The sequence below is a fragment of the Variovorax sp. FG153 genome (assembly GCF_057809595.1).
This window is the reverse complement of the sequence record NZ_JBMDKG010000076.1, coordinates 1-25,995: the sequence shown is the minus strand read 5'-3', so window position 1 is coordinate 25,995 and position 25,995 is coordinate 1. Positions and strand designations below refer to the sequence as shown.

Annotated in this window: 22 protein-coding genes; 16 read left to right on the top strand and 6 right to left on the bottom strand. The window is 69.1% G+C overall.

Annotation, left to right across the window (positions count from 1 at the left end; translation table 11 throughout):
* The 8 genes from ACODT0_RS40805 to ACODT0_RS40770 form a co-directional block, all read left to right on the top strand.
* Positions 1-1,017, top strand: a 1,017-nt coding sequence (locus ACODT0_RS40805; RefSeq protein ID WP_489043897.1) for an NAD(P)(+) transhydrogenase (Re/Si-specific) subunit beta, incomplete at its 5' end; no start/stop codon positions are given.
* Between the two features lie 104 nt (positions 1,018-1,121).
* On the top strand, positions 1,122-2,801 hold the full coding sequence (locus ACODT0_RS40800; protein ID WP_261217830.1) for a long-chain-fatty-acid--CoA ligase: 1,680 nt from the start codon (positions 1,122-1,124) through the stop codon (positions 2,799-2,801).
* Positions 2,802-2,851: 50 nt separating this feature from the next.
* A complete protein-coding gene (locus tag ACODT0_RS40795) occupies positions 2,852-3,856 on the top strand; it encodes an ABC transporter permease subunit (RefSeq protein WP_057593818.1) in 1,005 nt (334 codons plus the stop codon).
* A gap of 4 nt (positions 3,857-3,860) precedes the next feature.
* Positions 3,861-4,769: an ABC transporter permease subunit gene (locus tag ACODT0_RS40790; RefSeq protein WP_057593820.1), complete on the top strand. Its 909-nt coding sequence runs from the start codon at positions 3,861-3,863 to the stop codon at positions 4,767-4,769.
* 17 nt (positions 4,770-4,786) lie between these two features.
* Positions 4,787-5,824, top strand: a complete 1,038-nt coding sequence (locus ACODT0_RS40785) for an ABC transporter ATP-binding protein (protein ID WP_489043896.1) — start codon at positions 4,787-4,789, stop codon at positions 5,822-5,824.
* A complete protein-coding gene (locus tag ACODT0_RS40780) occupies positions 5,821-6,858 on the top strand; it encodes a peptide ABC transporter ATP-binding protein (RefSeq protein ID WP_489043895.1) in 1,038 nt (345 codons plus the stop codon). Before ACODT0_RS40785 ends, ACODT0_RS40780 begins: the two co-directional genes overlap by 4 nt.
* Before the next feature lie 44 nt (positions 6,859-6,902).
* Entirely contained in the window at positions 6,903-8,534 is a 1,632-nt protein-coding gene (locus ACODT0_RS40775) for an ABC transporter substrate-binding protein (RefSeq protein ID WP_489043894.1), read from the top strand.
* A 39-nt stretch (positions 8,535-8,573) separates the two neighbouring features.
* Positions 8,574-9,308 carry a 5'-methylthioadenosine/adenosylhomocysteine nucleosidase gene (locus tag ACODT0_RS40770; protein WP_409976605.1) on the top strand — a complete coding sequence of 245 codons (735 nt, stop codon included), beginning with the start codon at positions 8,574-8,576 and terminating at the stop codon, positions 9,306-9,308.
* Here the strand turns inward: ACODT0_RS40770 and corA are convergent.
* A complete protein-coding gene (gene corA, locus ACODT0_RS40765) occupies positions 9,301-10,287 on the bottom strand; it encodes a magnesium/cobalt transporter CorA (RefSeq protein WP_057593823.1) in 987 nt (328 codons plus the stop codon). The two genes, ACODT0_RS40770 and corA, sit on opposite strands and share 8 nt — an antisense overlap.
* A gap of 231 nt (positions 10,288-10,518) precedes the next feature.
* Here corA and ACODT0_RS40760 point away from each other — a divergent pair, with 231 nt between their 5' ends.
* The 4 genes from ACODT0_RS40760 to hprK all read left to right on the top strand — a co-directional run bounded on the left by ACODT0_RS40760 (position 10,519) and on the right by hprK (position 15,063).
* Positions 10,519-12,651 (top strand): ATP-dependent helicase, encoded by a 2,133-nt coding sequence (locus tag ACODT0_RS40760; RefSeq protein ID WP_261217817.1) that lies wholly within the window; start codon positions 10,519-10,521, stop codon positions 12,649-12,651.
* A gap of 346 nt (positions 12,652-12,997) precedes the next feature.
* Positions 12,998-13,327 carry a ribosome hibernation-promoting factor, HPF/YfiA family gene (hpf, locus tag ACODT0_RS40755; RefSeq protein WP_057593826.1) on the top strand — a complete coding sequence of 110 codons (330 nt, stop codon included), beginning with the start codon at positions 12,998-13,000 and terminating at the stop codon, positions 13,325-13,327.
* Between the two features lie 209 nt (positions 13,328-13,536).
* A complete protein-coding gene (locus tag ACODT0_RS40750) occupies positions 13,537-14,004 on the top strand; it encodes a PTS sugar transporter subunit IIA (protein ID WP_057593827.1) in 468 nt (155 codons plus the stop codon).
* A 99-nt stretch (positions 14,005-14,103) separates the two neighbouring features.
* Positions 14,104-15,063: an HPr(Ser) kinase/phosphatase gene (gene hprK / locus ACODT0_RS40745; RefSeq protein WP_057593828.1), complete on the top strand. Its 960-nt coding sequence runs from the start codon at positions 14,104-14,106 to the stop codon at positions 15,061-15,063.
* A 1-nt stretch (position 15,064) separates the two neighbouring features.
* On the opposite strand, the gene fur is transcribed toward hprK, so the two are convergent.
* Complete coding sequence (gene fur / locus ACODT0_RS40740) at positions 15,065-15,484, bottom strand: ferric iron uptake transcriptional regulator (protein WP_057593829.1); 420 nt, start codon at positions 15,482-15,484, stop codon at positions 15,065-15,067.
* 88 nt (positions 15,485-15,572) lie between these two features.
* Between fur and ACODT0_RS40735 the strand changes: the two genes are divergently transcribed.
* The 4 genes from ACODT0_RS40735 (at position 15,573) to ACODT0_RS40720 (ending at position 18,299) form a co-directional block, all read left to right on the top strand.
* Positions 15,573-16,136 (top strand): outer membrane protein assembly factor BamE, encoded by a 564-nt coding sequence (locus tag ACODT0_RS40735; protein WP_057593830.1) that lies wholly within the window; start codon positions 15,573-15,575, stop codon positions 16,134-16,136.
* A gap of 103 nt (positions 16,137-16,239) precedes the next feature.
* Positions 16,240-17,082 carry a 4-hydroxy-tetrahydrodipicolinate reductase gene (gene dapB / locus ACODT0_RS40730; protein WP_422099756.1) on the top strand — a complete coding sequence of 281 codons (843 nt, stop codon included), beginning with the start codon at positions 16,240-16,242 and terminating at the stop codon, positions 17,080-17,082.
* Between the two features lie 28 nt (positions 17,083-17,110).
* Positions 17,111-17,818 carry a MotA/TolQ/ExbB proton channel family protein gene (locus ACODT0_RS40725; protein WP_489043893.1) on the top strand — a complete coding sequence of 236 codons (708 nt, stop codon included), beginning with the start codon at positions 17,111-17,113 and terminating at the stop codon, positions 17,816-17,818.
* A 13-nt stretch (positions 17,819-17,831) separates the two neighbouring features.
* On the top strand, positions 17,832-18,299 hold the full coding sequence (locus ACODT0_RS40720; protein WP_489043892.1) for an ExbD/TolR family protein: 468 nt from the start codon (positions 17,832-17,834) through the stop codon (positions 18,297-18,299).
* Between the two features lie 18 nt (positions 18,300-18,317).
* Here ACODT0_RS40720 and ACODT0_RS40715 read toward each other — a convergent pair whose 3' ends face one another.
* From ACODT0_RS40715 to glgX, 4 genes are all read right to left on the bottom strand, one after another.
* On the bottom strand, positions 18,318-20,801 hold the full coding sequence (locus ACODT0_RS40715; protein WP_057593833.1) for a glycogen/starch/alpha-glucan phosphorylase: 2,484 nt from the start codon (positions 20,799-20,801) through the stop codon (positions 18,318-18,320).
* 46 nt (positions 20,802-20,847) lie between these two features.
* Positions 20,848-22,347, bottom strand: a complete 1,500-nt coding sequence (glgA, locus tag ACODT0_RS40710; protein WP_296739804.1) for a glycogen synthase GlgA — start codon at positions 22,345-22,347, stop codon at positions 20,848-20,850.
* Positions 22,348-22,355: 8 nt separating this feature from the next.
* A complete protein-coding gene (gene glgC / locus ACODT0_RS40705) occupies positions 22,356-23,684 on the bottom strand; it encodes a glucose-1-phosphate adenylyltransferase (protein WP_057593834.1) in 1,329 nt (442 codons plus the stop codon).
* 97 nt (positions 23,685-23,781) lie between these two features.
* Positions 23,782-25,908: a glycogen debranching protein GlgX gene (gene glgX, locus ACODT0_RS40700; protein WP_489043891.1), complete on the bottom strand. Its 2,127-nt coding sequence runs from the start codon at positions 25,906-25,908 to the stop codon at positions 23,782-23,784.
* Positions 25,909-25,995: the final 87 nt, after the last annotated feature.

Here is a 25,995-nt window from a genome sequence, read left to right as displayed (position 1 = left end):
CTGGGCGCGGCCATCGGCGCCATCACCTTCAGCGGCTCGGTGATCGCCTTCGGCAAGCTCTCGGGCAAGTACAAGTTCCGTCTGTTCCAGGGCGCGCCGGTGCAGTTCGCGGGCCAGCACATGCTCAACCTCGTGCTGGGCCTGGCGACCGTGGGCCTGGGCCTCGTGTTCATGGCGACGGAGAACTGGACCGCCTTCTTCGCGATGCTCGCGTTGGCCTTCGTGATGGGCGTGCTGATCATCATCCCGATCGGCGGCGCGGACATGCCGGTGGTGGTGTCGATGCTCAACAGCTACTCGGGCTGGGCGGCCGCGGGGATCGGCTTCAGCCTGAACAACGCGATGCTGATCGTGGCGGGCTCGCTGGTGGGCAGCTCGGGCGCGATCCTGAGCTACATCATGTGCAAGGCGATGAACCGCTCGTTCTTCAACGTGATCCTCGGCGGCTTCGGCGGCGACGCGGCCGCGGCCACGGGCGGCGCGAAGGAGCAGCGCCCGGTCAAGAGCGGCAGCGCCGACGACGCGGCCTTCGTGCTGGGCAATGCCGAGACGGTGGTGATCGTGCCGGGCTACGGCCTGGCGGTGGCGCGAGCGCAGCATGCGGTGAAGGAACTCGCGGCCAAGCTGACCGAGAAGGGCATCACGGTGAAGTACGCGATCCATCCGGTGGCCGGTCGCATGCCGGGGCACATGAACGTGCTGCTGGCCGAGGCCGAGGTGCCGTACGACCAGGTGTTCGAGATGGAGGACATCAACGGCGAGTTCGGCCAGGCCGACGTGGCGATCATCCTGGGCGCCAACGACGTGGTGAACCCGGCCGCGCACACCAAGGGCAGCCCGATCTACGGCATGCCGATCCTGGAGGCGTACAAGGCCAAGACGGTGATCGTGAACAAGCGCTCCATGGCCGCCGGCTACGCGGGCCTGGACAACGAGCTGTTCTACATGGACAAGACCATGATGGTCTTTGGCGATGCTAAAAAAGTAGTGGAAGATATGGGCAAGGCCATCGAATAGGCCGAGGTTCCGTCCCGGCCCGCGCTCTGCGGGCAAACCCTTACGGCGCCGCTCAGGCGCCGTTTTCGTTTTCATCCCAATCCGACTCCGGAGGAGACACATCCATGACCGATCGTCCCTGGCTCAGCAGTTACCCGCAAGGCGTGCCTGCCGACATCGACCCATCGCAGTACGCGTCGCTGGTCGGCCTCATGGAAGAGAGCTTCTCGAAGTACGCCGACCGCACGGCCTACAGCTTCATGGGCAAGGACGTGAGCTATGCCGAGACCGACAAGCTCAGCAAGGCCTTCGCGGCCTACCTGCAGGGCCTGGGCCTCGCCAAGGGCGACCGCGTCGCGGCCATGATGCCCAACTGCCCGCAGTACCCGATCGCGGTGGCCGGCATCCTGCGCGCGGGCCTGATCCTCGTGAACGTGAACCCGCTGTACACGCCGCGCGAGCTCGAGCACCAGCTCAAGGACTCGGGCGCGAAGGCGATCATCATCATGGAGAACTTCGGCGTCACGCTGCAGCAGTGCATCGCGGCCACGCCGGTCAAGCACATCGTGCTGGCCTCGATGGGCGACCGGCTCGGCTTCCTCAAGGGCGCGCTCGTCAACTACGTGGTGCGCAACGTCAAGAAGCTGGTGCCGGCCTTCAACCTGCCGGGCGCGGTGCGCTTCAACGATGCGCTCGACCAGGGCGCGGGCCGCACGCTGCAGACGCCGGCCATCGGCGCCGACGATGTCGCGGTGCTGCAGTACACCGGCGGGACCACGGGCGTATCGAAGGGGGCGGTGCTGCTGCATCGCAACGTGATCGCCAACGTGCTGCAGTCCGAGGCCTGGAACGAGCCGGTGATGCGCAAGGTGCCCGCGGGCCAGCAGCCCACGAGCGTGTGTGCGCTGCCGCTCTATCACATCTTCGCGTTCACGGTCGGCATGATGCTGAGCATGCGTACGGGCGGCAAGCTGATCCTGATCCCGAATCCGCGCGACCTGCCCGCGGTGCTCAAGGAACTGTCGAAGCACACGGTCCACAGCTTCCCGGCGGTCAACACGCTGTTCAACGGCCTGGCCAACCATCCCGACTTCAACACCGTCGACTGGTCGAACCTCAAGGTCTCGCTGGGTGGGGGCATGGCGGTGCAGGCCGCGGTCGCGAAGCTCTGGCTCGAGAAGACCGGCTGCCCGATCTGCGAGGGCTACGGCCTGTCCGAGACCTCGCCCTCGACCACCTGCAACCCGACCGACAGCAAGGCCTACACCGGCACCATCGGCGTGCCGCTGCCGAGCACCTGGCTCAAGCTGCTCGACGACAACGGCAACGAGGTTGCGCTCGGCGAGCCCGGCGAGATCGCGATCAAGGGACCGCAGGTGATGGCCGGCTACTGGCAGCGCCCCGACGAGACAGCGAAGGTCATGACCAGCGACGGCTACTTCAAGAGCGGCGACATCGGCGTGGTCGACGAGCGCGGCTACTTCAAGGTGGTCGACCGCAAGAAGGACATGATCCTGGTGTCGGGCTTCAACGTGTACCCGAACGAGATCGAGGATGTGGTCGCGCAGATTCCGGGCGTGCTCGAATGCGCGGCCGTGGGCGTTGCCGACGAGAAGACCGGCGAGGCCGTGAAGCTCGTGATCGTGAAGAAGGACGAGTCGCTCACCGAGGCGCAGGTGCGCGAATATTGCAGAGCAAACCTTACGGGTTACAAGCAGCCGCGAATCGTAGAGTTTCGCACTGACCTGCCGAAGACACCGGTCGGAAAGATCCTGCGCAGAGAGTTGCGCGACGCCAAAAAGTAAGGGTTCGGCCCGGGTGGGGCCGCGGCATCGATCTTGCATATTGCGGGTCGATGTTTCGCTTCCTCCTCACGCGCGTGAGCTTGCTGGTGCCGACCTTCTTCGGCATGACGCTGCTTGCCTTCTTCCTCATCCGGCTGGTGCCGGGCGACCCCATCGAGACCATGGCCGGCGAGCGCGGGATCGACCCCGCGCGCCATGCCGAGCTGCTCACGGCCTACGGCCTCGACAAGCCGGTGATCGTGCAGTACGGCATCTACATCGCGCGCGTGCTGCACGGCGACCTCGGCAAGTCGCTGATCACGCAGGAATCGGTGATGAACGAGTTCCTTGCGCTGTTCCCGGCCACCATCGAGCTCGCGATCTGCGCCATCGCGTTCGCGCTGTTGCTGGGGTTGCCCGCGGGCATCCTCGCCGCGGTGCGGCGCAACTCGATCTTCGACCACGGCGTGATGGCCACCTCGCTGACCGGCTACTCGATGCCGATCTTCTGGTGGGGCCTGCTGCTCATCCTCTTCTTCTCGGTGCAGCTCGGCTGGACGCCGGTCTCGGGCCGCATCTCGGTGCAGTACTACGTCGAGCCCGACACCGGCTTCCTGCTGCTCGATGCCTTGCGCGCCGGCGAGATCGACGCCTTCTGGTCGGCGCTGCACCACCTCGTGCTGCCGGCCGTGGTGCTGGGCACGGTGCCGCTGGCGGTGATCGCGCGCATGACGCGCTCGGCCATGCTCGAGGTGCTCGGCGAGGACTACATCCGCACCGCGCGCGCCAAGGGCCTGTCGCGCTTTCGCGTGGTGGGCCTGCATGCGCTGCGCAATGCGCTGATCCCGGTCGTCACGGTGATCGGGCTGCAGGTGGGCGTGCTGTTCACCGGCGCCATCCTCACCGAGACCATCTTCTCGTGGCCCGGCGTCGGCAAGTGGCTGATCGAGGCCATCGGCCGGCGCGACTATCCGGTGCTGCAGGGCGGCATGCTGCTGCTCGGTGGCATCGTGATGCTGGTCAACCTGCTGGTCGACCTGACCTACGGCGTCATCAACCCCCGCATCCGGCGCTGAATCCATGGCCTCGACCCACACCCTCGCGAACGCGGCCCCCGCCGCCTCGACGCCGCCCGGACCCTGGCGCGAATTCTGGAGTGCGTTCTCCGCCAACCGCGGCGCGGTGATCGGCCTCGCCACCATCGTCGTGCTGCTGCTGGTCGCGCTGCTCGCGCCGTGGATCGCGCCGCATGCGCCCAACCAGACCAACAGCGCCGTGTTCCTGCAGCCGCCGGCCTGGCAGCAGGGTGGCTCGCTCACCTACCTGCTGGGCACCGACGCCATCGGCCGCGACATCCTCTCGCGCCTGATGCACGGCGCGCGCCTGTCGCTGTCGATCGGCGTCGCGGTGGTCGCGCTCTCGGTGGTGGTGGGCGTGGTGCTCGGCCTGGTCGCGGGCTTCTTCCGCGGCGTGCTCGAGATCGCGATCATGCGGCTGATGGACATCATCCTCACGCTGCCGAGCCTGCTGCTCGCGATCGTGATCGTGGCCATCCTCGGGCCGGGCCTCATCAACGCGATGCTCGCCGTGGCCATCGTCGTGCTGCCGCACTATGTACGCATCACGCGCGCGGCCGTCATCGCCGAGGTCTCGCGCGACTACGTGACCGCGGCGCGCGTCAGCGGCGCCGGCACGCTGCGCCTGATGTTCCGCGAGGTGCTGCCCAACTGCGCGGCGCCGCTGATCGTGCAGGCCTCGCTCGGCATCTCCACCGCCATCCTCGACGCGGCCGCGCTCGGCTTCCTCGGCCTCGGCGCGCAGCCGCCGTCGCCCGAGTGGGGCACCATGCTGGCCGACGCGCGCGAGTTCGTGCTGCGTGCCTGGTGGGTCGTGACCTTCCCCGGCCTCGCCATCCTCGCGGCGGTGCTGGCCTTCAACCTGCTGGGCGACGGTCTGCGCGACGCGCTCGATCCGAAGCTCAAGCGCTGAAGCAAGGGAACGCATCGATGCCTTTGCTCGACATCCAGGATCTGCACGTCGAATTCCCGACCCAGGGCGGCGTGATGCATGCGGTCGACGGCGTGAGCCTCTCGCTCGAGGAGGGCGAGGTGCTCGGCATCGTCGGCGAATCGGGTTCGGGCAAGAGCGTGACCATGATGGCGCTGATGGGGCTGATCGGCTTCCCGGGCCGCGTGCGCGCCGACCACATGCGCTTCGCGGGCCGCGACCTGCTCGGCATCTCCGACAAGGCGCGCCGCGCGCTGGTGGGCAAGGAGGTCGCGATGATCTTCCAGGAGCCCACCACCAGCCTCAACCCCTGCTTCACCATCGGCTTCCAGTTGATGGAGACGCTGCGCCTGCATCTCGGGCTCGACCGGCGCGCGGCCAGGAAGCGCGCCACCGAACTGCTCGAGCAGGTCGGCATCCCGGCCGCGTCGTCGCGCCTCTCGAGCTATCCGCACCAGCTCTCGGGCGGCATGAACCAGCGCGTGATGATCGCGATGGCGATCGCCTGCAACCCGCGCCTGCTGATCGCCGACGAGCCGACCACCGCGCTCGACGTCACGATCCAGGCGCAGATCCTCGACCTGCTGCGCGAGCTGCAGAAGGAGCGCGGCATGGCGCTGGTGCTGATCACGCACAACATGGGCGTGGTCAGCGAGATGGCGCAGCGCATCGCCGTGATGTATGCGGGCCAGGTGATGGAGCAGCAGCGCGTGGACCGGCTGTTCGCGACGCCGCAGCATCCCTACACCGAGGCGCTCCTGGCCGCGCTGCCCGAACGCGCGCCGCCCGACGGCCGGCTCGCCACCATCGCGGGCGTGGTGCCCGGCGTGCACGACCGGCCCGCGGGCTGCCTGTTCGCGCCGCGCTGCGGCTACGTGACGACGCGTGCCTGCCAGGTGCGCCCGGCCCTGCGCGGCGTCGAGGCGCTGCCCGGCGCGCAGGTGCGTTGCCATTTCCCGCTCGGCGAACCGGGGCGCATGGCTGCGATCGAGCGCGACCGGCCGCGCCTGCCGCGCGTCGAGGAGGCCGCATCGTGAGCGCCGCGGAGATCGTGGTCGAGGCGAAGAACCTGCAGCGCATCTACGAGGTGCGCCGCGGCCTGTTCCGCCCGAGCGCGCAACTGCGCGCGGTGGGCGACATCTCGTTCCGGCTCGAGCGCGGCCGCACGCTCGCGGTGGTCGGCGAATCGGGCTGCGGCAAATCGACGCTCGCGCGCATGGTCGCGCTGATCGAGAAGCCGACGGCGGGCCAGCTCACGCTGGTCGGCCACGATGCCGTGAACCCGCCGTCCGAGCGGCGCCGCGAACTGCGCCAGGCCGTGCAGCTGGTGTTCCAGAACCCCTACGGCTCGCTCAATCCGCGCAAGAAGGTCGCGGCGGTGCTCGAGGATCCGCTCGCGATCAACACCACGCTCGGCAAGTCCGAGCGTGCCGCCAAGGCGCGCGAGATGCTCGCGCGCGTGGGCCTGCGGCCCGAGCATGCCAACCGCTATCCGCACATGTTCTCGGGCGGCCAGCGCCAGCGCATCGCGATCGCGCGCGCGCTGATGCTCGAGCCGCGGCTGGTGGTGGCCGACGAGCCGGTGTCGGCGCTCGACGTGTCGATCCAGGCCCAGGTGCTGAACCTGCTGGCCGACCTGCAGGCCGAACTCGGCCTGGCCTACCTGTTCATCTCGCACGACCTCGGCGTGGTGCGCCACATCGCGCACGACGTGCTCGTGATGTACCTCGGCCATGCGGTGGAGCAGGGGCCGAAGGCGCGCATCTTCGAGCGCCCGCTGCATCCCTACACGCAGGCGCTGCTGGCCTCCACGCCGGGCCTCAGCAGCCAGCGCATCGTGCTCAAGGGCGAGCTGCCGTCGCCGCTGTCGCCGCCCACGGGCTGCGTCTTCAGCACGCGCTGCCCGCACGTCACGCAGCGCTGCCGCGACGAGCGGCCCGTGCTGCGCGAGCTCGACCAGCGGCGCGTCGCCTGCCACTACGCCGAGCGCTTTCTCGAAGGCGCGCCGGTGGTGCGCGCCGATTTGCCGTCGGCACCGCCGTTCGTCGCGCCCGTCGTGATGAATCCCTGAAACCCGCTTTCCGTTTTCTCCAACCCGTGTCTCAAGGAGTTCCCATGACGAACCGTTCCTTCCTCCCGCGCCGCGCACGACGGCTGGCGCTGCTGGCACCCGTGGCGATCGCGGCGCTGACCCTGGCCTGCGGCGCGGTGTCGGCCAAGACGCTGGTCTACTGTTCCGAGGGCAGCCCCGAGAACTTCTATCCGGGCATGAACACCACCGGCACCTCGTTCGACGTGACCACGCAGGTCTACAACACCATCGTCGAGTTCGAGCGCGGCGGCACCAAGGTCGTGCCGGGCCTGGCCGAGAAGTGGGACATCTCGGCCGACGGCACGGTCTACACCTTCCACCTGCGCAAGGGCGTGAAGTGGCACACCACGAGCAAGAGCTTCAAGCCCACGCGCGACTTCAACGCCGACGACTTCATCTTCATGATCGACCGCCAGTGGAAGGAGAGCGATCCCTTCTTCAAGGTCACGAGCCAGAACCACTCCTACTTCAACGACATGGGCATGCCCAAGCTGCTGAAGTCGGTGGACCGCATCGACGACTACACGGTGAAGATCACGCTCAACCAGGCCGAGGCGCCGTTCCTCGCCAACCTCGCGATGCAGTACGCGGGCATCCAGTCGAAGGAGTACGCGATCGCGATGCTCAAGGCCGGCACGCCCGAGAAGGTCGACCAGGACCCGATCGGCACCGGTCCGTTCTACCTCGTGCAGTACCAGAAGGACGCGATCATCCGCTTCAAGGCCTTCCCGCAGTACTGGGGCGGCAAGGCCAAGATCGACGACCTCGTGTTCGCGATCACGCCCGACGCCTCGGTGCGCTGGGCCAAGCTGCAGAAGGGCGAGTGCCACGTCATGCCCTACCCGAACCCGGCCGACCTCGACGCGATCCGCAAGGATCCGAACGTGCAGGTGCTCGAGCAGCCGGGCCTGAACGTCGGCTACCTCTCGTACAACACGACGAAGAAGCCCTTCGACGACGTGCGCGTGCGCAAGGCCATCAACATGGCGATCAACAAGAAGGCGATCATCGACGGCGTCTACCTCTCGACCGGCGTGGCCGCGAAGAACCCGATCCCGCCGACCATGTGGTCCTACAACGATGCGGTGAAGGACGACCCCTACGATCCCGAGGCCGCGAAGAAGCTGCTGGCGCAGGCCGGCTTCCCCGACGGCTTCTCGACCGACCTGTGGGCCATGCCGGTGCAGCGGCCCTACAACCCGAACGCCAAGCGCATCGCCGAGCTGATGCAGGCCGACCTCGCCAAGATCAACGTCAAGGCCGAGATCAAGAGCTTCGAATGGGGCGAGTACCGCAAGCGGCTGCAGGCCGGCGAGCACCAGATGGGCATGCTGGGCTGGACCGGCGACAACGGCGACCCCGACAACTTCCTCTACACGCTGTTGGGCTGCGCCTCGGCCAAGTCGGCGAGCGGCAGCAACATCTCGAAGTTCTGCTACCAGCCCTACGAGGACATCGTGGTGAAGGCCAAGAGCGCGACCAAGCAGGCCGACCGCGACGCGCTCTACAGGAAGGCGCAAGTCATCTTCAAGGAGCAGGCGCCGTGGTTCACCATCGCGCACGCGGTGCAGCTCAAGCCGGTGCGCAAGGAAGTGATCGACTTCAAGCTCAGCCCCTTCGGCCGCCACACCTTCTACGGCGTGGACATCAAGTAAGCGGTGGGGGCCACCGCACCCATCGCGATCGTCGCGGCGATGCACGAGGAGCTCAAGGCGCTCCTCGCGCTGATGCCCGACGAGCAGCGCGTGCGCGTCGCGGGCCGCGACTTCTGGGTCGGCCACCTGCAGGGCCAACCCGTGGTCGCGGTGCTGTCGCGCATCGGCAAGGTCGCGGCCGCGGTGACGGCCACGCTGCTGCTCGAGCGCTTCGGCGTGCGCGCCATCGTCTTCAGCGGTGTGGCGGGCGGGCTCGCGCCGGGCGTCGAGGTCGGCGACGTGGTGGTGGCGACCGAGCTGCTACAGCACGACATGGATGCCTCGCCGCTCTTTCCGACATACGAAGTGCCCTTGATGGGCCTGGCGCGTTTCAAGGCCGATGCGGCGATCGGCGATGCACTGGCGGCCGTGGCCGAGCAGACCCTGCGCGATCCCGTGGCCTTGGTGGGGCAGGGCGCCGTCGACGAGTTCGGCCTGCGTTCGCCGACCGTGCATCGCGGCCTGCTGATCAGTGGCGACCGCTTCGTCGCGACAGCGGCCGAAAGCGAGGCGCTGCGCCGCGCGCTGCCCGATGCGCTGGCGGTGGAGATGGAGGGCGCCGCGGTGGCGCAGGTGTGCCATGACTACGGCGTGCCCTTCGCCGCGATGCGCACGATCTCGGACCGTGCCGACGACGAGGCCCATGGCGACTTCGCGCGCTTCGTCGCCGAGGTCGCGAGCCGCTACAGCCTCGCGCTGGTCGGCGCCTGGCTTGCTGCCGGGTCGACTACTTGAGCCAGCCGCGCCGGCGGAAGTACCACATCGGCACCAGCGCGCTCGCGGCCATCAGCACGATGGCGTAGGGATAGCCCATGGCCCAGTCGAGCTCGGGCATGAACTTGAAGTTCATGCCGTAGATGCTCGCGATCAGGGTCGGCGGCAGCAGCGCGACGCTGGCCACCGAGAAGATCTTGATCGTCTTGTTCTGGTTGATGTTGATGAAACCGACGGTCGCATCCATCAGGAAGTTGATCTTGTCGAACAGGAAGGCCGTGTGGTTGTCGAGCGACTCGATGTCGCGCAGGATCTGCCGCGCTTCCTCGAACTGCTCGGCATTGAGCATCTTGCTGCGCATCATGAAGCTGACCGCGCGGCGCGTGTCCATCACGTTGCGGCGGATGCGCCCGTTCAGGTCTTCCTGGCGCGCGATGGCGCCCAGCACCTCGCCCGCGAGCTCGTCGCTGACGTTGCCCGAGAGCACCTTCTTGCTGGCGGCCTCGAGCTCGTCGTAGATGTTCTCGAGCGAGTCGGCCGAGTACTCGGCGTCGGCGTCGAAGAGCTTGAGCATCACTTCCTTCGCGTCCTCGATCAGCCCCGGGGCGCGGCGCGCGCGCATGCGCAGCAGGCGGAACACGGGCACGTCCTCGTCGTGGATCGAGAACAGCACGCCGCGGCTGCGCAGGTCGGTGTTGTGCTGGTTGAGGATGAAGGCGACGCGCACCGCGCGCGGGGCTTCGTCGTCGTCGATCAGGAAGTCGCTGCGGATGTGCAGTTCGCCGTTGTCCTCTTCATAGAAGCGCGCCGATTCCTCGATGTCCTCGTCCATCGCGTCCTCGGGGATCGAGAGGCCGTAGTACTGCTTGATCCAGCGCTTCTCCTCGAGCGTGGGCGATTCGAGGTCGACCCAGATCGGCTGGAAGCGGGAGAGCTCCTCGAGGGCCTCGATCTCTTCCTGGACGAGGCGGCCGTTGGCGAGCGTGAAGATATTGAGCATGGCTCACTCCCGAGAAATGGCTGGGGCGATGGGGCGGACGGGCGGGGGACGAGAAAGAGGGGCGCTTTCAAATCCCGGAGCCGGTCGGCCGGGCTCAGCCGGGAGTTGAAAGCTGCCGAGACGGGGCGGTTTCCATGATGCGGTCTCCAGTTGCAGCGAGGCGCGATTATGTCATCGGCGAATGAGCGCAGAGTTGGCTGAACTGGACGAACATCCAGTAGAGTGGCGGCCATGCCGAGCGCCGCGTCCCCCGTCTTTTCCCATCCGCCGGCGACCCAGGCCGAGCGCCTCGCGGCCGCCCTTGCGAGCCTCAACGACGAACAGCGCGCGGCGGTCGAGCACGGGGTGGAAGCGCTGGCCGGTGGCGCTCCGGACGCGGCCGATGCGGGCCCGCTGCTCGTGATCGCCGGCGCCGGCTCGGGCAAGACCAGCACGCTGGCGCACCGGGTGGCGCACCTGATCGCGCGCGGGGTCGACCCGCAGCGCCTCTTGCTCCTGACCTTCTCGCGCCGCGCCGCGCAGGAAATGGCGCAGCGCGCCGGCCAGGTGCTCGCGCGCGTGCTGGGGCTGCAGGCCCACACCGCGCCCGCGCTGCCCTGGGCCGGCACCTTCCATGGCATCGGCGCGCGGCTGCTGCGCGAGTACGCCGCGCAGATCGGGCTGGACGACAACTTCACCATCCACGACCGCGGCGACGCCGAGGACCTGATGGGGCTGGCGCGGCACGAGCTCGGCTTCTCGTCGAGCGCGCGCCGCTTTCCGCACAAGGGCACCTGCCTGTCGATCTATTCGCGCTGCGTGAACACGCGCGCGCCGCTCGAGTCGGTGCTCAGGCAGTCCTTTCCGTGGTGCGCAGAATGGGGCGTCGAGCTGCAGCAGCTGTTCGGCGCCTACGTCGAGGCCAAGCAGCAGCAGAACGTGCTCGACTACGACGACCTGCTGCTCTACTGGGCCGGCATGATGGAGGAGCCCACGCTGGCGCGGCACCTGGGCGAGCGCTTCGACCACGTGCTGGTCGACGAGTACCAGGACACCAACCTGCTGCAGGCCGCGATCCTGCTCGCGCTCAAGCCCGACGGGCGGGGCGTGACGGTGGTGGGCGACGACGCGCAGTCGATCTATTCGTTCCGCGGCGCGACGGTGCGCAACATCCTCGACTTTCCCTCGCAGTTCTCGCGGCCGGCGCGCGTGGTCACGCTGGAGCGCAACTACCGCTCCACCCAGCCGATCCTCGACGTGTCGAACGCGTGCATCGCTCATGCGGCCGAGCGCCATGCCAAGACGCTGTGGACCGACAAGCCCTCGGCCGGGCGGCCGCAGATCGTGCGCGTGCCCGACGAGGCCCAGCAGGCCTGCTGGGTGGCCGACCAGGTGCTCGCGCACCGCGAGGGCGGGCTCGCGCTCAAGTCGCAGGCGGTGCTGTTCCGCACCTCGAGCCACAGCGCGCCGCTCGAGCTCGAACTGGCGCGCCGCAACATCCCGTTCGTGAAGTACGGCGGGCTCAAGTTCCTCGAGGCCTCGCACGTGAAGGACCTGCTCGCGGTGCTGCGCTTCGCGCAGAACCCGCGCGGCCGCATGGCGGGCTTTCGCGTCACGCAACTGATCCCGGGCATCGGGCCGGCCACCAGCGCGAAGCTGCTCGACGCGATGGACCAGGCGGCCGACCCGGCCATCGCCCTGCGCGACTTCGTGCCGCCGAGCGCCGCGCGCGCCGAATGGGCCGCCTTCGCCGAGGCCTATGCCGCGCTGCGCGCGCCGTCGCTGGCCTGGCCGGCCGACGTGGGCATCGCGATGGAGTGGTACCTGCCGCACCTCGAGCGGCTCTACGACGACACCGCGGGCACGCGCCGCGGCGACGTCGAGCAGCTGGTGCACATGGCCTCGGGCTACGCCTCGCGCGAACGCTTCCTCACCGAGCTCACGCTCGATCCGCCCGAAGCCACCAGCGACCGGCCCGGGCCGCCGCTGCTCGACGAAGACTACCTGATCCTCTCGACCATCCATTCGGCCAAGGGGCAGGAGTGGAATTCGGTCCACGTGCTCAACGTGGTCGACGGCTGCATGCCGGCCGACGTGGCGCAGAGCGCGCAGGAGCTCGAGGAGGAACGGCGCCTGCTCTACGTGGCCATGACCCGCGCCCGCGACCACCTGCACCTGCTGGTGCCGCAGCGCTTCTACATCCCGCAGCAGGCCGCGCGCGGCGACCGGCATCTGTATGCCAACCGCAGCCGCTTCATTCCCGATGCCGACCTCGCGCGCTTCGAAGCCCGGACCTGGCCGCCCCCGCCGCCTCGCGCGCCCGCGGTGCCGCCGCCGGCCGCGGTGATCGACCTGCGCAACCGGATGCGCGCCGCCTGGCGCTGAAGGGCGCCCGGCCCTTTCTCCAGCAGGGACATGCGCGGGTGGCCGCGAAAGATGGGCGCGGCAGCAATGGTTCGCAACGCGGCCCGCAGCATGCGGGGCCGCTGGGGCCTGCTATGGAAGAAATAGCTGAGCATGCGGCGCGGTCCGCCAGCCCGTCATCCGGGCATCCCCCGGTATTGCAATACCGTGACAGCTTGGGCATAGTGAATCGACCTTCTCCTCTCCCGCACCTCTCCCTCTTTCCCCTCTCCCCCTTTCTTCTCCCAGCCCCACAACCGTTTTCGCCGGCCGCGCTGCATCCGCAGCGATGGTCATTTCCCCAACCGTCAATTCCAGGAGGTCATTCATGAATTTGACGATCAGCGGTCATCACCTCGACGTCACCCCTGCCTTGCGCACCTACGTCACGAGCAAGCTGGACCGGGTTATCCGACATTTCGACCAGGTGGTCGATGTGAAGGTGATCCTCACGGTGGAAAAGCAGAAGGAAAAGGAACGCCGGCAACGGGCCGAGTGCAACATCCACGTCAAGGGCAATGACATGTTCGCGGAGTCGAGCCACGCTGATCTCTATGCCGCGGTCGATGAACTGGTCGACAAGCTCGACCGCCAGGTGGTGCGCCACAAGGACCGCCTGCAGGACCATCACCACAGCGCGCCCAAGCGCCTGATGTAAGACGAAGCGGGTTCCCGGCTGTCGCGCCGGAGACTCTCGAAGCCGCCTCCGGGCGGCTTTTTCATGGGCTTTTCCGACTGCCCATCAAGGATTTGAAGGGCCTCTGTCGAGGGAAGCGAGGCCTGCGGGCAACATGTAACCAGAAAGTAGATAAGCGGAGTGGGGGTTTTTACCAAGCAGGTGCATAATCGCCCCCGCTCTGACCCACCATGAATCGTCTCGCGTCCATCCTGCCGCCCGCTCAAGTGCTCGTGAGCGTTGACGCCACCAGCAAGAAGCGTGCTTTCGAGGAAGCCGGCTTGCTGTTCGAAAGCCTTCACGGGCTGGGCCGCGCCCTGATCACCGACAGCCTGTTCGCGCGCGAGCGCCTCGGCTCCACCGGCCTCGGTCACGGCGTCGCCATTCCGCATGGCCGCATCAAGGGCCTCAAGGCCCCGATGGCCGCGGTGTTCCAGCTCGCGAACCCGATCGGCTTCGATGCCCCCGACGAGCAGCCGGTCGGCCTGCTGATCTTCCTGCTGGTGCCCGAAGCCGCCACGCAGAAGCACCTCGAAATCCTCTCCGAGATCGCCGAGCTGCTGAGCGACGCCGGCCTGCGCGAGCAGATCAAGTCGAGCACCGACGCGGCCGCGCTGCACGGCCTGATCGCCGGCTGGCACTCCACGCAAGTCGCCTGAGCCCATGGCTCGGGGCGTGGCTGCTGCTAAGCTGCGCTGCCTTTCCTCCCGTTCCCCTCACCTCCGAAGAAGCGGTGCCGCGCGCCGCGCCCTGAACGCATGAAGCCGACCGTCATCAGCGCCGATGCCATGTTCGAGGAGTTCCGCGGCTCGCTGCGCTGGGAATGGCTCGCGGGACTCGGCGCGTCCGAGCGCCAGTTCGATCCCGAAGTCATCAGCCGCGCCCAGTCGGCCGCCGACCTGGTCGGCTACCTCAACTACATCCACCCGTACCGCGTGCAGATCCTCGGCGCGCGCGAGGTCGCCTACCTGACGCGCGGCAGCCCCGAGGACACCGCGCGGCGCATCGCCCGCATCGTCACGCTCGAGCCGCCGATGCTGGTGCTGGCCGACGGGCAGGCCGCGCCCGACGAGCTGCTGTCGATCTGCGAGCGCGCCCAGTTGCCGCTGTTCGCCACGCGCGAATCCTCGGCCTTCGTGATCGACCTGCTGCGCGCCTACCTGTCCAAGCACTTCGCCGAGCGCACCTCGATGCACGGCGTGTTCATGGACATCCTGGGCATGGGCGTGATGATCACGGGCGAGTCGGGCCTCGGGAAGAGCGAGCTCGGCCTCGAGCTGATCTCGCGCGGCAACGGCCTCGTGGCCGACGACGCGGTCGATCTCTACCGCATCAACCAGAACACCATCGAGGGCCGCTGCCCCGACCTGCTGCTCAACCTGCTCGAGGTGCGCGGCATCGGCCTGCTCGACATCCGCGCGATCTTCGGCGAGACGGCGGTGCGGCGGAAGATGCGGCTCAAGCTCATCGTGCACCTGGTGCGGCGCGACAGCTTCGAGCGCGACTACGAGCGCATGCCCTCGACGCCGCTCACGCAGGACGTGCTGGGCATCCCGGTGCGCAAGGTCATCATCCAGGTGGTGGCGGGCCGCAACATCGCCGTGCTGGTCGAGGCCGCGGTGCGCAATTCGATCCTGCAGCTGCGCGGCATCGACACCTATGCCGATTTCGTGGCGCGCCACCACAAGGCGATGGAAAGCGCGCGCGACGCGGACTAGCTCAGCGCTTCTTGACGCAGTCGCCGCACAAGCCGTAGAGCGACATGGCGTGGTCCTGCAGGATCCAGCCCTTGTCCTTGGCCACCAGTTGCTGGCGGCGCTCGATCTCGGCGTCGTAGAACTCCTCGACCTTGCCGCAGGCGGTGCAGATCAGGTGGTCGTGGTGCGTGCCTTCGTTGAGTTCGTAGACGGCCTTGCCGCTCTCGAAGTGGCTGCGCTCGAGGATGCCGGCCTGCTCGAACTGGGTGAGCACCCGGTAGACGGTGGCCAGGCCGATGTCGGAGTGCTCGTTGAGCAGCACGCGGAACACGTCCTCGGCGGTCATGTGGCGTTGGCCGCCGGTCTGGAAGATTTCCAGGATCTTCAGCCGCGGCAGGGTGGCCTTGAGGCCGGTATTCTTGAGTTCGTCGATATTGGCCATGATGGTTCCTGCGCCCTGGGCAGCCAAAGGCCCCGGAAGGGGCCAGCCGCTACAATGGCCGATCATATCGCTACCCCCTTTCCCCCCAATGCCTGCCATTTTCCAACGCCGTCCCTGGCTGCTGGCTGCGGCCGTTGCCGTCACCCTGGGCCTCGGTGCCTGCAGCGGTATCAGCGAGCGCTCGCGTGGCGCGCTGGCGGCCGTCACTCCCTACAAGGTCGAGGTGGTCCAGGGCAATTTCGTGTCCAAGGAACAGGTCGCCGCGCTCAAGACCGGCATGTCGCGCCAGCAGGTGCGCGAGATCCTCGGCACCTCGCTGCTGACCGACATCTTCCATTCGAACCGCTGGGACTACGTCTTCACGATCCGGCGCCAGGGCGTGGAGCCGCAGGAACGCCGCTTCACCGTCTTCTTCAACGGCGAGCAGCTCGAGCGCTGGGAAGGCGGCGACATGCCGAGCGAGGAAGAATTCGTCGCCACGCTCGACACCCGCAAGAAGACCGGCAAGGTGCCGCCGCTCGAGGCCACGGAAGAAGAACTCAAGAAGTTCGACCCCAAGGGCGACCGGAAAGCCACCGACACCGAGAGCAAGGCGCCCGCCACGCTGCCCCCGCTGCCGGCCGCCTACCCGCCGCTCGAGGCCGCGCGCTAAAAGCGGCGCCCGGCCGGCGCGCCGAACCTGGCTTGGCGCGGCGGCGCGGTTTCCCCACCCATCGTCCCCACCGTCCCTAGACGGCAAGCAAGCCCGAATCCGCGTGACCGACTCCAACACCACCACCTCCTCCTCCACGCCGGCCGCGCGCCGGGTTGCCGTCGCCGGCGCGTCGGGCCGCATGGGCCGCATGCTGATCGAGGCGGTCCGTAACGCCCCCGACTGCCGCCTGGCCGGCGCGCTCGACGTGGCCGCCAGCCCCGCCATCGGCAGCGACGCGGGCGCCTTCCTCGGCTTCGCCAGCGGCGTGGCCATCCATGCCGACCTGCGCGCGGGCCTGCAGGACGCCCAGGTGCTGATCGACTTCACCCGCCCCGAGGGCACGATGGCCCACCTGGCCGTCTGCCGCGAGCTCGGCGTGCAGGCCGTGATCGGCACCACCGGCTTCAGCGACGCGCAGAAGGCCGAGATCGCCGAGATCGCGAAGGACATCGCGATCGTCATGGCGCCCAACATGAGCGTGGGCGTCAACGTCACCTTCAAGCTGCTCGAGATGGCGGCCAAGGCGCTGTCCACCGGCTACGACATCGAGATCGTCGAAGCCCACCACCGCCACAAGATCGACGCCCCCTCGGGCACCGCGCTCAAGATGGGCGAGGTCATCGCCGATGCGCTGGGCCGCGACCTCAAGGAATGCGCGGTCTACGGCCGCGAGGGCGTGACCGGCGAGCGCGACCCGTCGACCATCGGTTTCGCCACCGTGCGCGGCGGCGACATCGTCGGCGACCACACGGTGCTGTTCGCCGGCACCGGCGAGCGCATCGAGATCGCCCACAAGTCCTCGAGCCGCGCCAACTACGCGCAGGGCAGCCTGCGCGCGGTGCGCTTCCTGGCCGACCAGCGCGCCGGCCTGTTCGACATGTTCGACGTGCTCGGCCTGCGCTGAGACGGCTCCCCCTTCGCCATCCCCGACGATGAGCGTCCTCGAACTGCTGACCCACGGCGACGGCGTCAGCCGCTCGGTGGCCGCGCTGCTGCTCGCGATGTCGGTCTCGAGCTGGGTCGTGATCCTCTGGAAGGGCTGGCTGCTGCGCGGCGGCACGCGCGACGTGCTGCGCAGCATCGCGGCCTTCTGGCAATCGACCAGCCTCACCGAGGCGGAACAGCGGTTGCAGGCCTTCGACCGCTCGGCGCTGGTGCTGCCCGCGGTCGCGGCGCTGCGCCAGGCCGTGGCCTCCCGGACGCAAGACGCCGCCACCCTCGGCGCCGCGGGCGACCCCAACCAGCGCCTCACGCGCGTGCTGCGCGAGGCGCTGCACGGCGCGCTGCGGCGGCTGCAGGCCGGGCAGATCCTGCTCGCCACGGTCGGCGCCACGGCGCCCTTCGTCGGCCTGCTCGGCACGGTCTGGGGCATCTACGGCGCGCTCGTGGGCATCGCGGGCCAGGCCGGCGGCTTCACCATCGACAAGGTGGCCGGCCCGGTCGGCGAAGCGCTGGTGATGACCGCCTTCGGCCTCGCGGTGGCGATCCCGGCCGTGCTGGCCTACAACGTCTTCGGCCGTGTCATCGGCCGCGTCGAGGCCGAGCTCGAAGGCTTCGCCCACGACCTGCTCGGCAGCTTCGGCGAAGCGCCCGCGGCGGTACCGGCCCCGCCGCCGCCCGCGCGGCCGATGCCGGTCTGAACCGCTCGCCCCCATGGCCTTCGGACGCACCTCGCTCGGCAGCAGCTCCGCCGGCGGTGGCCGTGCCACCGGTGCCGGCGGCCAGCGGCCGCTGTCCGACATCAACGTCACGCCGCTGGTCGACGTGATGCTGGTGCTGCTGGTGATCTTCATCATCACGGCGCCGCTGATGGCCAGCTCGATCAAGCTCGACCTGCCGCAGACCGATGCCGGCCAGCCCAACGACACGCCGAAGTTCGTGAGCCTGTCGGTCGACGCCTTGGGCAAGGTCTTCCTCAACGACCAGCCCGTGACCGACGAGGAGCTCGCGACCCGCCTCGCGAAGGCCGCCGCCGACAGCAAGGACACCGAGGTCCAGCTGCGCGCCGACCAGACCGTGCCCTACGGCCGCGTGGTGGCCCTGATGGGCATCGCCAACAAGGCGGGCCTGAGCCGCATCGGCTTCGTCACCGAGGCGCCGCCGCCGACGACGCCGCGCTGACGCCGGCCGGCGCCGGGCTCAGCCCAGCACCACGGGCTTGGTCTGCCAGATGTCGTGCGCGTACTCGGCGATCGTGCGGTCCGACGAGAAGGCGCCCATGCCCGCCACGTTGAGGATCGCCATGCGCGTCCAGGCATCGGCATCGCGGTAGAGCGCATCGACCTCGGCCTGCTTCGCGACATAGCTCGCGTAGTCGGCCAGCAGCAGGTAGTGGTCGCCCCAGTTCACGAGCGCGTCGTAGATGCCCTGGTAGCGCGCCGGTTCGGCCGGCGAGAAGGCGCCGTCGCGGATCGCGTCGAGCACGCGCCGCAGCTCCTCGTTCCCGTCGTAGATGTCGCGCGGCTGGTAGCCGCGCGCGCGGATCTCGGCCACTTCGGGCGTGGTGTTGCCGAAGATGAAGATGTTCTCGGGCCCGACGTTCTCGCGCATCTCGACGTTGGCGCCGTCGAGCGTGCCGATGGTCAGCGCGCCGTTGAGCGCGAACTTCATGTTGCCGGTGCCCGAGGCCTCGGTGCCGGCGGTGGAGATCTGCTCCGACAGGTCGGCCGCCGGCATGATGATCTCGGCCAGGCTCACGCTGTAGTTCGGCAGGAACACCACCTTCAAGAGCTTGCCCACGCGCGCGTCGGCATTGATGGTGGCGGCCACGTCGTTGATGAGCCGGATCACCTGCTTGGCCATCACATAGGCCGAGGCCGCCTTGCCCGCGAACACCACCACGCGCGGCACCATGTCGACGCTGCCGCCCGCGGCCTGGGCGTCGAGGATGCGGTGGTAGCGCGCGATCACGTGCAGCACGTTGAGCAGCTGGCGCTTGTACTCGTGGATGCGCTTGACCTGCACGTCGAACATCGCGTCGGTGTCGACCACGATGTTCATGTGCTGCTCGATCCAGTTGGCCAGCCGCAGCTTGTTCTCGCGCTTGGCGTGGCGGAAGGCGCGCACGAAGGGCGGCTGCGTCGCCATCGGCCGCAGCGCCTCGAGCTGCGAGAGATCGCGCCGCCAGCCCTTGCCCAGCCGCTGGTCGAGCAGCGCGGCCAGCGGCGGGTTGGCCTGCGCGAGCCAGCGCCTGGGCGTGACGCCGTTGGTCTTGTTGTTGAAGCGCTCGGGAAAGATCTTCGCGAAGTCCGCGAAGATCGACTGCTTCATCAGCTCCGAGTGCAGCCCCGACACGCCGTTGATCGAGTGGCTCGCGAGCACCGCCACGTAGGCCATGCGCACGCGGCGCTCGCCGGCCTCATCGACCAGCGAGAGCCGGCGCATCAGCTCGACGTCGTTGCCGTGCGTCTGCGTCACGGTGGCGAGGAAGCGCGCGTTGATGTCGTAGATGATCTGCAGGTGGCGCGGCAGGATGCGCCCGAGCATCTCGACCGGCCAGGTCTCGAGCGCCTCGTGCATCAGCGTGTGGTTGGTGTAGCTGAACACCTTCTGCGTGTGGGCCCAGGCCGTGTCCCAGGGCAGGCCGTGCTCGTCGAGCAGCAGGCGCATCAGCTCGGGCACCGCGAGCACCGGGTGGGTGTCGTTGAGGTGGATGCTGACCTTCTCCGAGAGCCGGTCGAAGCTGGTGTGGTTGCGCAGGTAGCGCCGCAGCAGGTCCTGCACGCTGGCGCTGCAGAAGAAGTACTCCTGGTGCAGCCGCAGCTCGCGGCCCGAGGGCGTGGAGTCGTCGGGGTAGAGCACGCGCGAGACGTTCTCCGAGTGGTTCTTGCTCTCCACCGCCGCCATGTAGTTGCCGCGGTTGAAGGCCGAGAGGTCGATCTCCTCGGTGGCGCGCGCCGACCACAGGCGCAGCGTGTTGGTGGCCTGCGTGCCGTAGCCCGGGATGATGGTGTCGTAGGCCACGGCGCGCACGTCGTGGGTGTCGACCCAGTCGGCCGCGCCGTAGGGGGCGTTGGTGCCCTCGCGCTTCTGCACGCGGCCACCGAAGCGCACGCGGTAGTTGACCTCGGGCCGCTTGAATTCCCAGGGATTGCCGCGCGTGAGCCAGTAGTCGGGCGTCTCCACCTGCTGGCCGTCGACGATGCGCTGGCGGAACATGCCGTACTCGTAGCGGATGCCGTAGCCCATGCCCGGCACGCCGAGCGTGGCCATCGAGTCGAGGAAGCAGGCCGCGAGCCGGCCGAGGCCGCCGTTGCCGAGTGCCGCGTCGGGCTCGCGCTCGGACAGCGCCTCCATGTCGACGCCGAAGTCGGCCAGCGCGTCGCGCACGGTGGCGTGCAGGTCGACCGCGAGCAGCGCGTTGGTGAAGGTGCGCCCGATCAGGAACTCCATCGACAGGTAGTACACGCGCTTGAGGTCCTGCGCATAGTTGGCGCGCGTGGTGGCCATCCAGCGCTCCACCAGCTGGTCGCGCACCGCGAGCGCGGTGGCGTAGAGCCAGTCGTCCTGGCTCGCGGCCACGGGGTCCTTGCCGACCGCGTAGATCAGCTTGTTGGCCACGGCGCGCTTGAAGGCCGCGACATCGCGGTCGGGATGGTCGTAGGCGAAGTCTTCGATCGTCATGGTGGGTGTGTCTTGTGTGCGGGTTGAACGGATGCCTGCGCCTTCTTCAGTGGGGCAGGGGCGTCGGTGCCTGGGCCGCGGCCAGCGCCTGCCGGTACACGGCCACGTACTGCGCGGCCGCGGTGGCCCAGTCGGCGGGGCGCCGCATCGCATGGCCGCGCACGCGCCGCCAGTCGGGTGCGCGCTGGTAGAGCGCGAAGGCGCGGCGTACCGCGCGATCGTAGTCCGCCGAGTCGAAACGGTCGAACACGAAGCCGGTGGCCTCGCCGCTGGCCATGTCCTCGAGCGTGCTGTCGACCACCGTGTCGGCCAGCCCGCCGACGCGGCGCACCAGCGGCAGGCTGCCGTACTTGAGGCCGTACATCTGCGTCAGGCCGCAGGGTTCGAACAGCGAGGGCACGAGGGTCACGTCGCCCGCGCCAAAGAGCTGGTGCGCGAGCGTCTCGTTGTAGCCGATGGTGACGCTGACCGCGTCGGGCGCGGCGGCCGCGCGCTGGCGGAAGGCGTCTTCGAGCCAGGCCTCGCCGCTGCCCAGCAGCGCGAGCTGGCCGCCCTGGGCGAGCAGCGCGTCGAGGCCCTGCAGCACCAGGCGCAGGCCCTTCTGTTCGGTGAGCCGGCTCACGAGGATGAACAGCGGCGCGTCGGGCCGCTCGGCCAGCCCGAGCTGGTGCTGCAGCACGGACTTGCAGCGCGCCTTGCCCGCCATGTGGCGGCCCTCGGGCGCCTGGTAGCCCTGCACCAGCGCCGGGTCGGCGGCCGGGTTCCAGACCTGGTCGTCGACCGCGTTGAGGATGCCGTCGAGCACGCCGCCGCGCTGGCGCAGCAGGCCGTCGAGGCCGCAGCCCTGGTCGGGCGTCTGGATCTCGCGCGCGTAGGTCGGGCTCACGGTGGTGAGCCGGTCGGCATAGGCGAGCCCGCCCTTCATGAACGAGAGCTGGCCGTGGTATTCGAGCCCGTTCATCTGGAAGGCCGGCGCGGGCAGGCCGAGCTCGGGGAAGTGCCAGGGCGCGAACAGGCCCTGGTAAGCGAGGTTGTGGACCGTGAAGACGCTGCCCACGCGCGGCCCGTCGACGCCGCGCGCGAAGGCCATGTAGGCCGGCGCGAGGCCCGCGTGCCAGTCGTGCGCATGGACCACCTCGGGCAGCCAGGCTGGATCGAGCCCCTGCGCGAGCTGGGCCGCGGCCCAGCCCAGCAGCGCGAAGCGCCGGTGGTTGTCGCCGTAGGGTTGCCGGTTGGCGTCCTCGTAGGGATTGCCGGGCCGGTCGAACAGCGCGGGTGCGTCGACCACGTAGGCCGGGATCGGCGGCGCACCGTCGATCTCGATGCGCCCCTGCAGCAGCCCGAAGCGTTCGCCCCAGGGCGCCGAAAAAGCCGCAACCGGCGCGAGCCCGCGCACGCCCGCCACGATGGCCGGGAAGCCCGGCAGCAGCACGCGCGCGTCCTGGCCCGCGGCCATCAGCGCGAGCGGCAGCGCGCCGGCGACGTCGGCCAGGCCGCCGGTCTTGAGCAGGGGGAAGAGTTCGGCGCTGACCTGGAGGACTCTCATCGGCGGCATCAGGCGGCGGGCGCCGCGGAGCGCTCCGCCAGCCGCTTGAGCATTTCGCGCGTGACCAGCACCACGCCCGTTTCCGTGCGCTCGAAGCGCGCGGCATCGGCTTCGGCGTCCTCCCCGATCACCATCTCGTCGGGGATCACGCAGGCGCGGTCGATCACCACGCGGCTGAGCCGGCAGCCGCGCCCGACCTCCACGTCGGGCAGCAGCACCGCCTCGTGGATGGTGCAGAACGAATGGATGCGCACGCCCGAGAACAGCACCGAGCTGCTGACCTGCGAGCCCGAGACGATGCAGCCGCCCGAGACGATGGTGTTGACCGTCATGCCATGGCGGCCGTCGTGGTCGAGCACGAACTTCGCCGGAGGCAGCTGCCGCTGGTAGGTCCAGATCGGCCAGTCGGTGTCATAGATGTCCAGCTCCGGGGTGATCGACGCGAGGTCGAGGTTGGCGGCCCAGAATGCATCAATCGTGCCCACGTCGCGCCAGTAGGCCTTGGCATCCGGCCCGCGCGCGGCGCGCGTGACGCAGGACATGCCGAAGGGATGCGCGAGCGCCCGGCCCTCGGCCACCGCGCGCGGGATGATGTCCTTGCCGAAGTCGTGGCTGGAGTTCGGGTCGCGGCTGTCTTCCTCGAGCAGCTTGTAGAGGTAGGCCGAATCGAACACGTAGATGCCCATGCTGGCCAGCGCCACGTCGGGATGGCCCGGCATCGCGGGCGGGTCGGCCGGCTTCTCGAGGAAGCTGGTGATGCGGCGGCTGTCGTCGATCGCCATCACGCCGAAGGCCGTGGCCTCCATGCGCGGTACCTCGATGCAGCCCACGGTGCAGCCGGCGCCGCTCTCGGCATGGTCCTTGACCATGATCGAGTAGTCCATCTTGTAGATGTGGTCGCCCGCGAGCACCACCACGTAGTCGTGCGGCGTGGAGCGGGTCTGGATGATGTCGAGGTTCTGGTAGACCGCGTCGGCCGTGCCGCGGTACCAGTGCTCGTCGCCCATGCGCTGCTGCGCGGGCAGCACGTCGACCATCTCGTTGAGTTCGGCGCGCAGGAAGCTCCAGCCGCGCTGCAGGTGGCGCATCAGCGAATGCGACTTGTACTGCGTGACCACCGCCATGCGGCGGATGCCCGAGTTGAGGCAGTTGGAGAGCGCGAAATCGATGATGCGGAACTTGCCGCCGAAATACACGGCCGGCTTGGCGCGCCGGTCGGTCAGCTGCTTGAGCCGGGAGCCGCGTCCGCCGGCCAGCACCAGCGCGATGGTGCGGCGCACGAGCTGGTGCGATTGCAGTGGCGCGCCGGGGGCGGCCGCGGGGGTCTTGGGGTCCATCCTGTGTCTCCGTTCGTTCGTGTGTCGTCAGAGTTTCTGTACGTGCCTGTGCCCGCTCGGGCCCTTGCACACTAGCACCGCCGCGCGGCGCGGGCTCCTACGTTGTTGCAATCCAGAGGCTCGAGGGCGGTATCTCGACCTCGGTGGCGTTCACCACCGAGGGCTCGGGGCCCGGGTCGATGGCGGGGTCGCTCGCGAGGACGCAGCGCCAGGCGCCGGGCGGCAGGCGGAACGGCTGCGCCCGCGCGCCCGCGTTCACGAGCAGCAGCCAGGCCGGCGCTGCCTTCGGTGTGGCTGGGGGGGTGGTCGATGTCGGTGTCTCCTTGGCGGTGCCTGCCTCCAGGCTGCCGAACAGGATTGCAAGGGCCGTGCCGCCTTCCCAGTCCGGCGGCTGCATCGGCGTGCCATCGGGCCGCAGCCAGCGGATGCCGGCCGTGCCCGGCGCGGGATCGGCCGGCCACCAGCGCGTGCTGCGCAGCACCGGTGCCGCGCGCCGCAGCGCGGCCAGCCGCGCCACGAAGGTGCTCAGCCGAGCCGGCTCGCCGGCCGGATCGGTGCTGCCGACCCAGTGCAGCCAGGTGGTCTCGTTGTCCTGGCAGTAGGCGTTGTTGTTGCCGTGTTGCGTGTGGCCGATCTCGTCGCCGGCCAGCAGCATCGGCGTGCCCTGCGACAGCATCAGCGCGGCCAGCAGCGCGCGCGAGAGCCGCAGTCGTTCGGCCCGCACCGCGGGGTCGTCGCTCGGGCCTTCCACGCCGCAGTTGCGGCTCAGGTTGTGGCCATGGCCGTCGCGGTTGTTCTCGCCGTTGGCCTCGTTGTGGCGCGTGTCGTAGCTCAGCAGGTCGCGCAGCGTGAAGCCGTCGTGCGCGGTCACGAAGTTCACGCTCGCGGCGGGCGAGCGCCCGTCGTGCGCGAACTGCGCGCTCGAGGCCGCGAAGCGGTGCGCGAAGTCGCCGAGGCCCGCGCGTCCCTCGCGGTCCTGGCGCAGCCAGAAGCCGCGTTGCGTGTCGCGGAAGCGGTCGTTCCATTCGAGCCAGCCCGGCGGGAATTCGCCGAGCCGGTAGCCACCGGGCCCGATGTCCCAGGGCTCGGCGATCAGCAGCGTGCGCGACAGCAGCGGGTCCTGCGCGATGGCCGCGAAGAAGGGCGCGCGAGGGTCGAAGCCCGTGGCCGTGGCGCGGCCCAGCACCGGCGCGAGGTCGAAGCGGAAGCCATCGACTCCCATCTCGCCGGCCCAGAAGCGCAGGCTGTCCATCACGAGCTGCAGCACGCGCGGCTCGCCGAGGTTCAGGCAGTTGCCCGTGCCGGTCCAGTTCTCGTAGAGCGCGCGGTCGTCGGCGCGCAGGTGGTAGTAGAGGGCGTTGTCGATGCCGCGCAGCGACAGCGTGGGGCCGAGCTCGTCGCTCTCGGCGCTGTGGTTGTAGACCACGTCGATCACCAGTTCCATGCCGCGCGCATGCACCGCGTCGGCCAGCGCGCGGAATTCGCCGGCCGGCGTGGTGCCGGGGCGGCCGCTCCAGTAGCGTGCCTCGGGCGCGAACCAGCCGATGGTGTTGTAGCCCCAGTGGTTCGTGAGGCCCATCGCGAGCAGCCGTTCCTCGTCGGCGCGGTGCTGCACCGGCATCAGGCTCAGGGTGGTGACGCCCAGGCGCTGCAGGTGGTCGAGCACGGCCGGCTCGGCGAGGGCGGCGTAGCTGCCGCGCAGGGGGGCGGGGACGGCGGGGTGCAGCTTCGTGTGGCTGCGGACGTGGAGCTCGCAGATGACGCGGTCGGTGGCGGGGATGCGGGCGTGGCCTGGGGCTCGAGTGGTCGATGGGGACACCACGCGGGCCTTGAGGGCGATGCTGGCGTTGTCCCGTGTGTCGCGCTGCGTCGGGTCTGCGGCGGCGTGGCCGTGGAAGAGGTCGCTGCCGTCGTAGCTTCCGACGATCTCGCGGGCGTAGGGGTCTAGCAGCAGCTTCGAGGGGTTGAAGCGGTGGCCGTCGCTCGGGGACCAGGGGCCGTGGACGCGGTAGGCGTAGACGAGGCCGGGGCGGGCGCTGGGGAGTTGGCCGTGCCAGATGCCGTCTGTGAACTCGGGGAGCTTGAGTCGCTGCTGTTCGTGGGCGCCTGTGGGGTCGAATAGGCAGAGTTCTACCTTTTCTGCGTGGGGGGCTGCCAGGGCGAAGTTGACGCCTGTCTGGGTTGCTGTGGCGCCCAGGGGGAAAGGTTGGCCTGGGTTCAGCACGATGGGTGAGGCTTTCTCTTGCTGAGGCTGTAGGCCGGGACTCGCCCCGGCGGGCGAGTCACTTTCTTTTGCTTCGCCAAAAGAAAG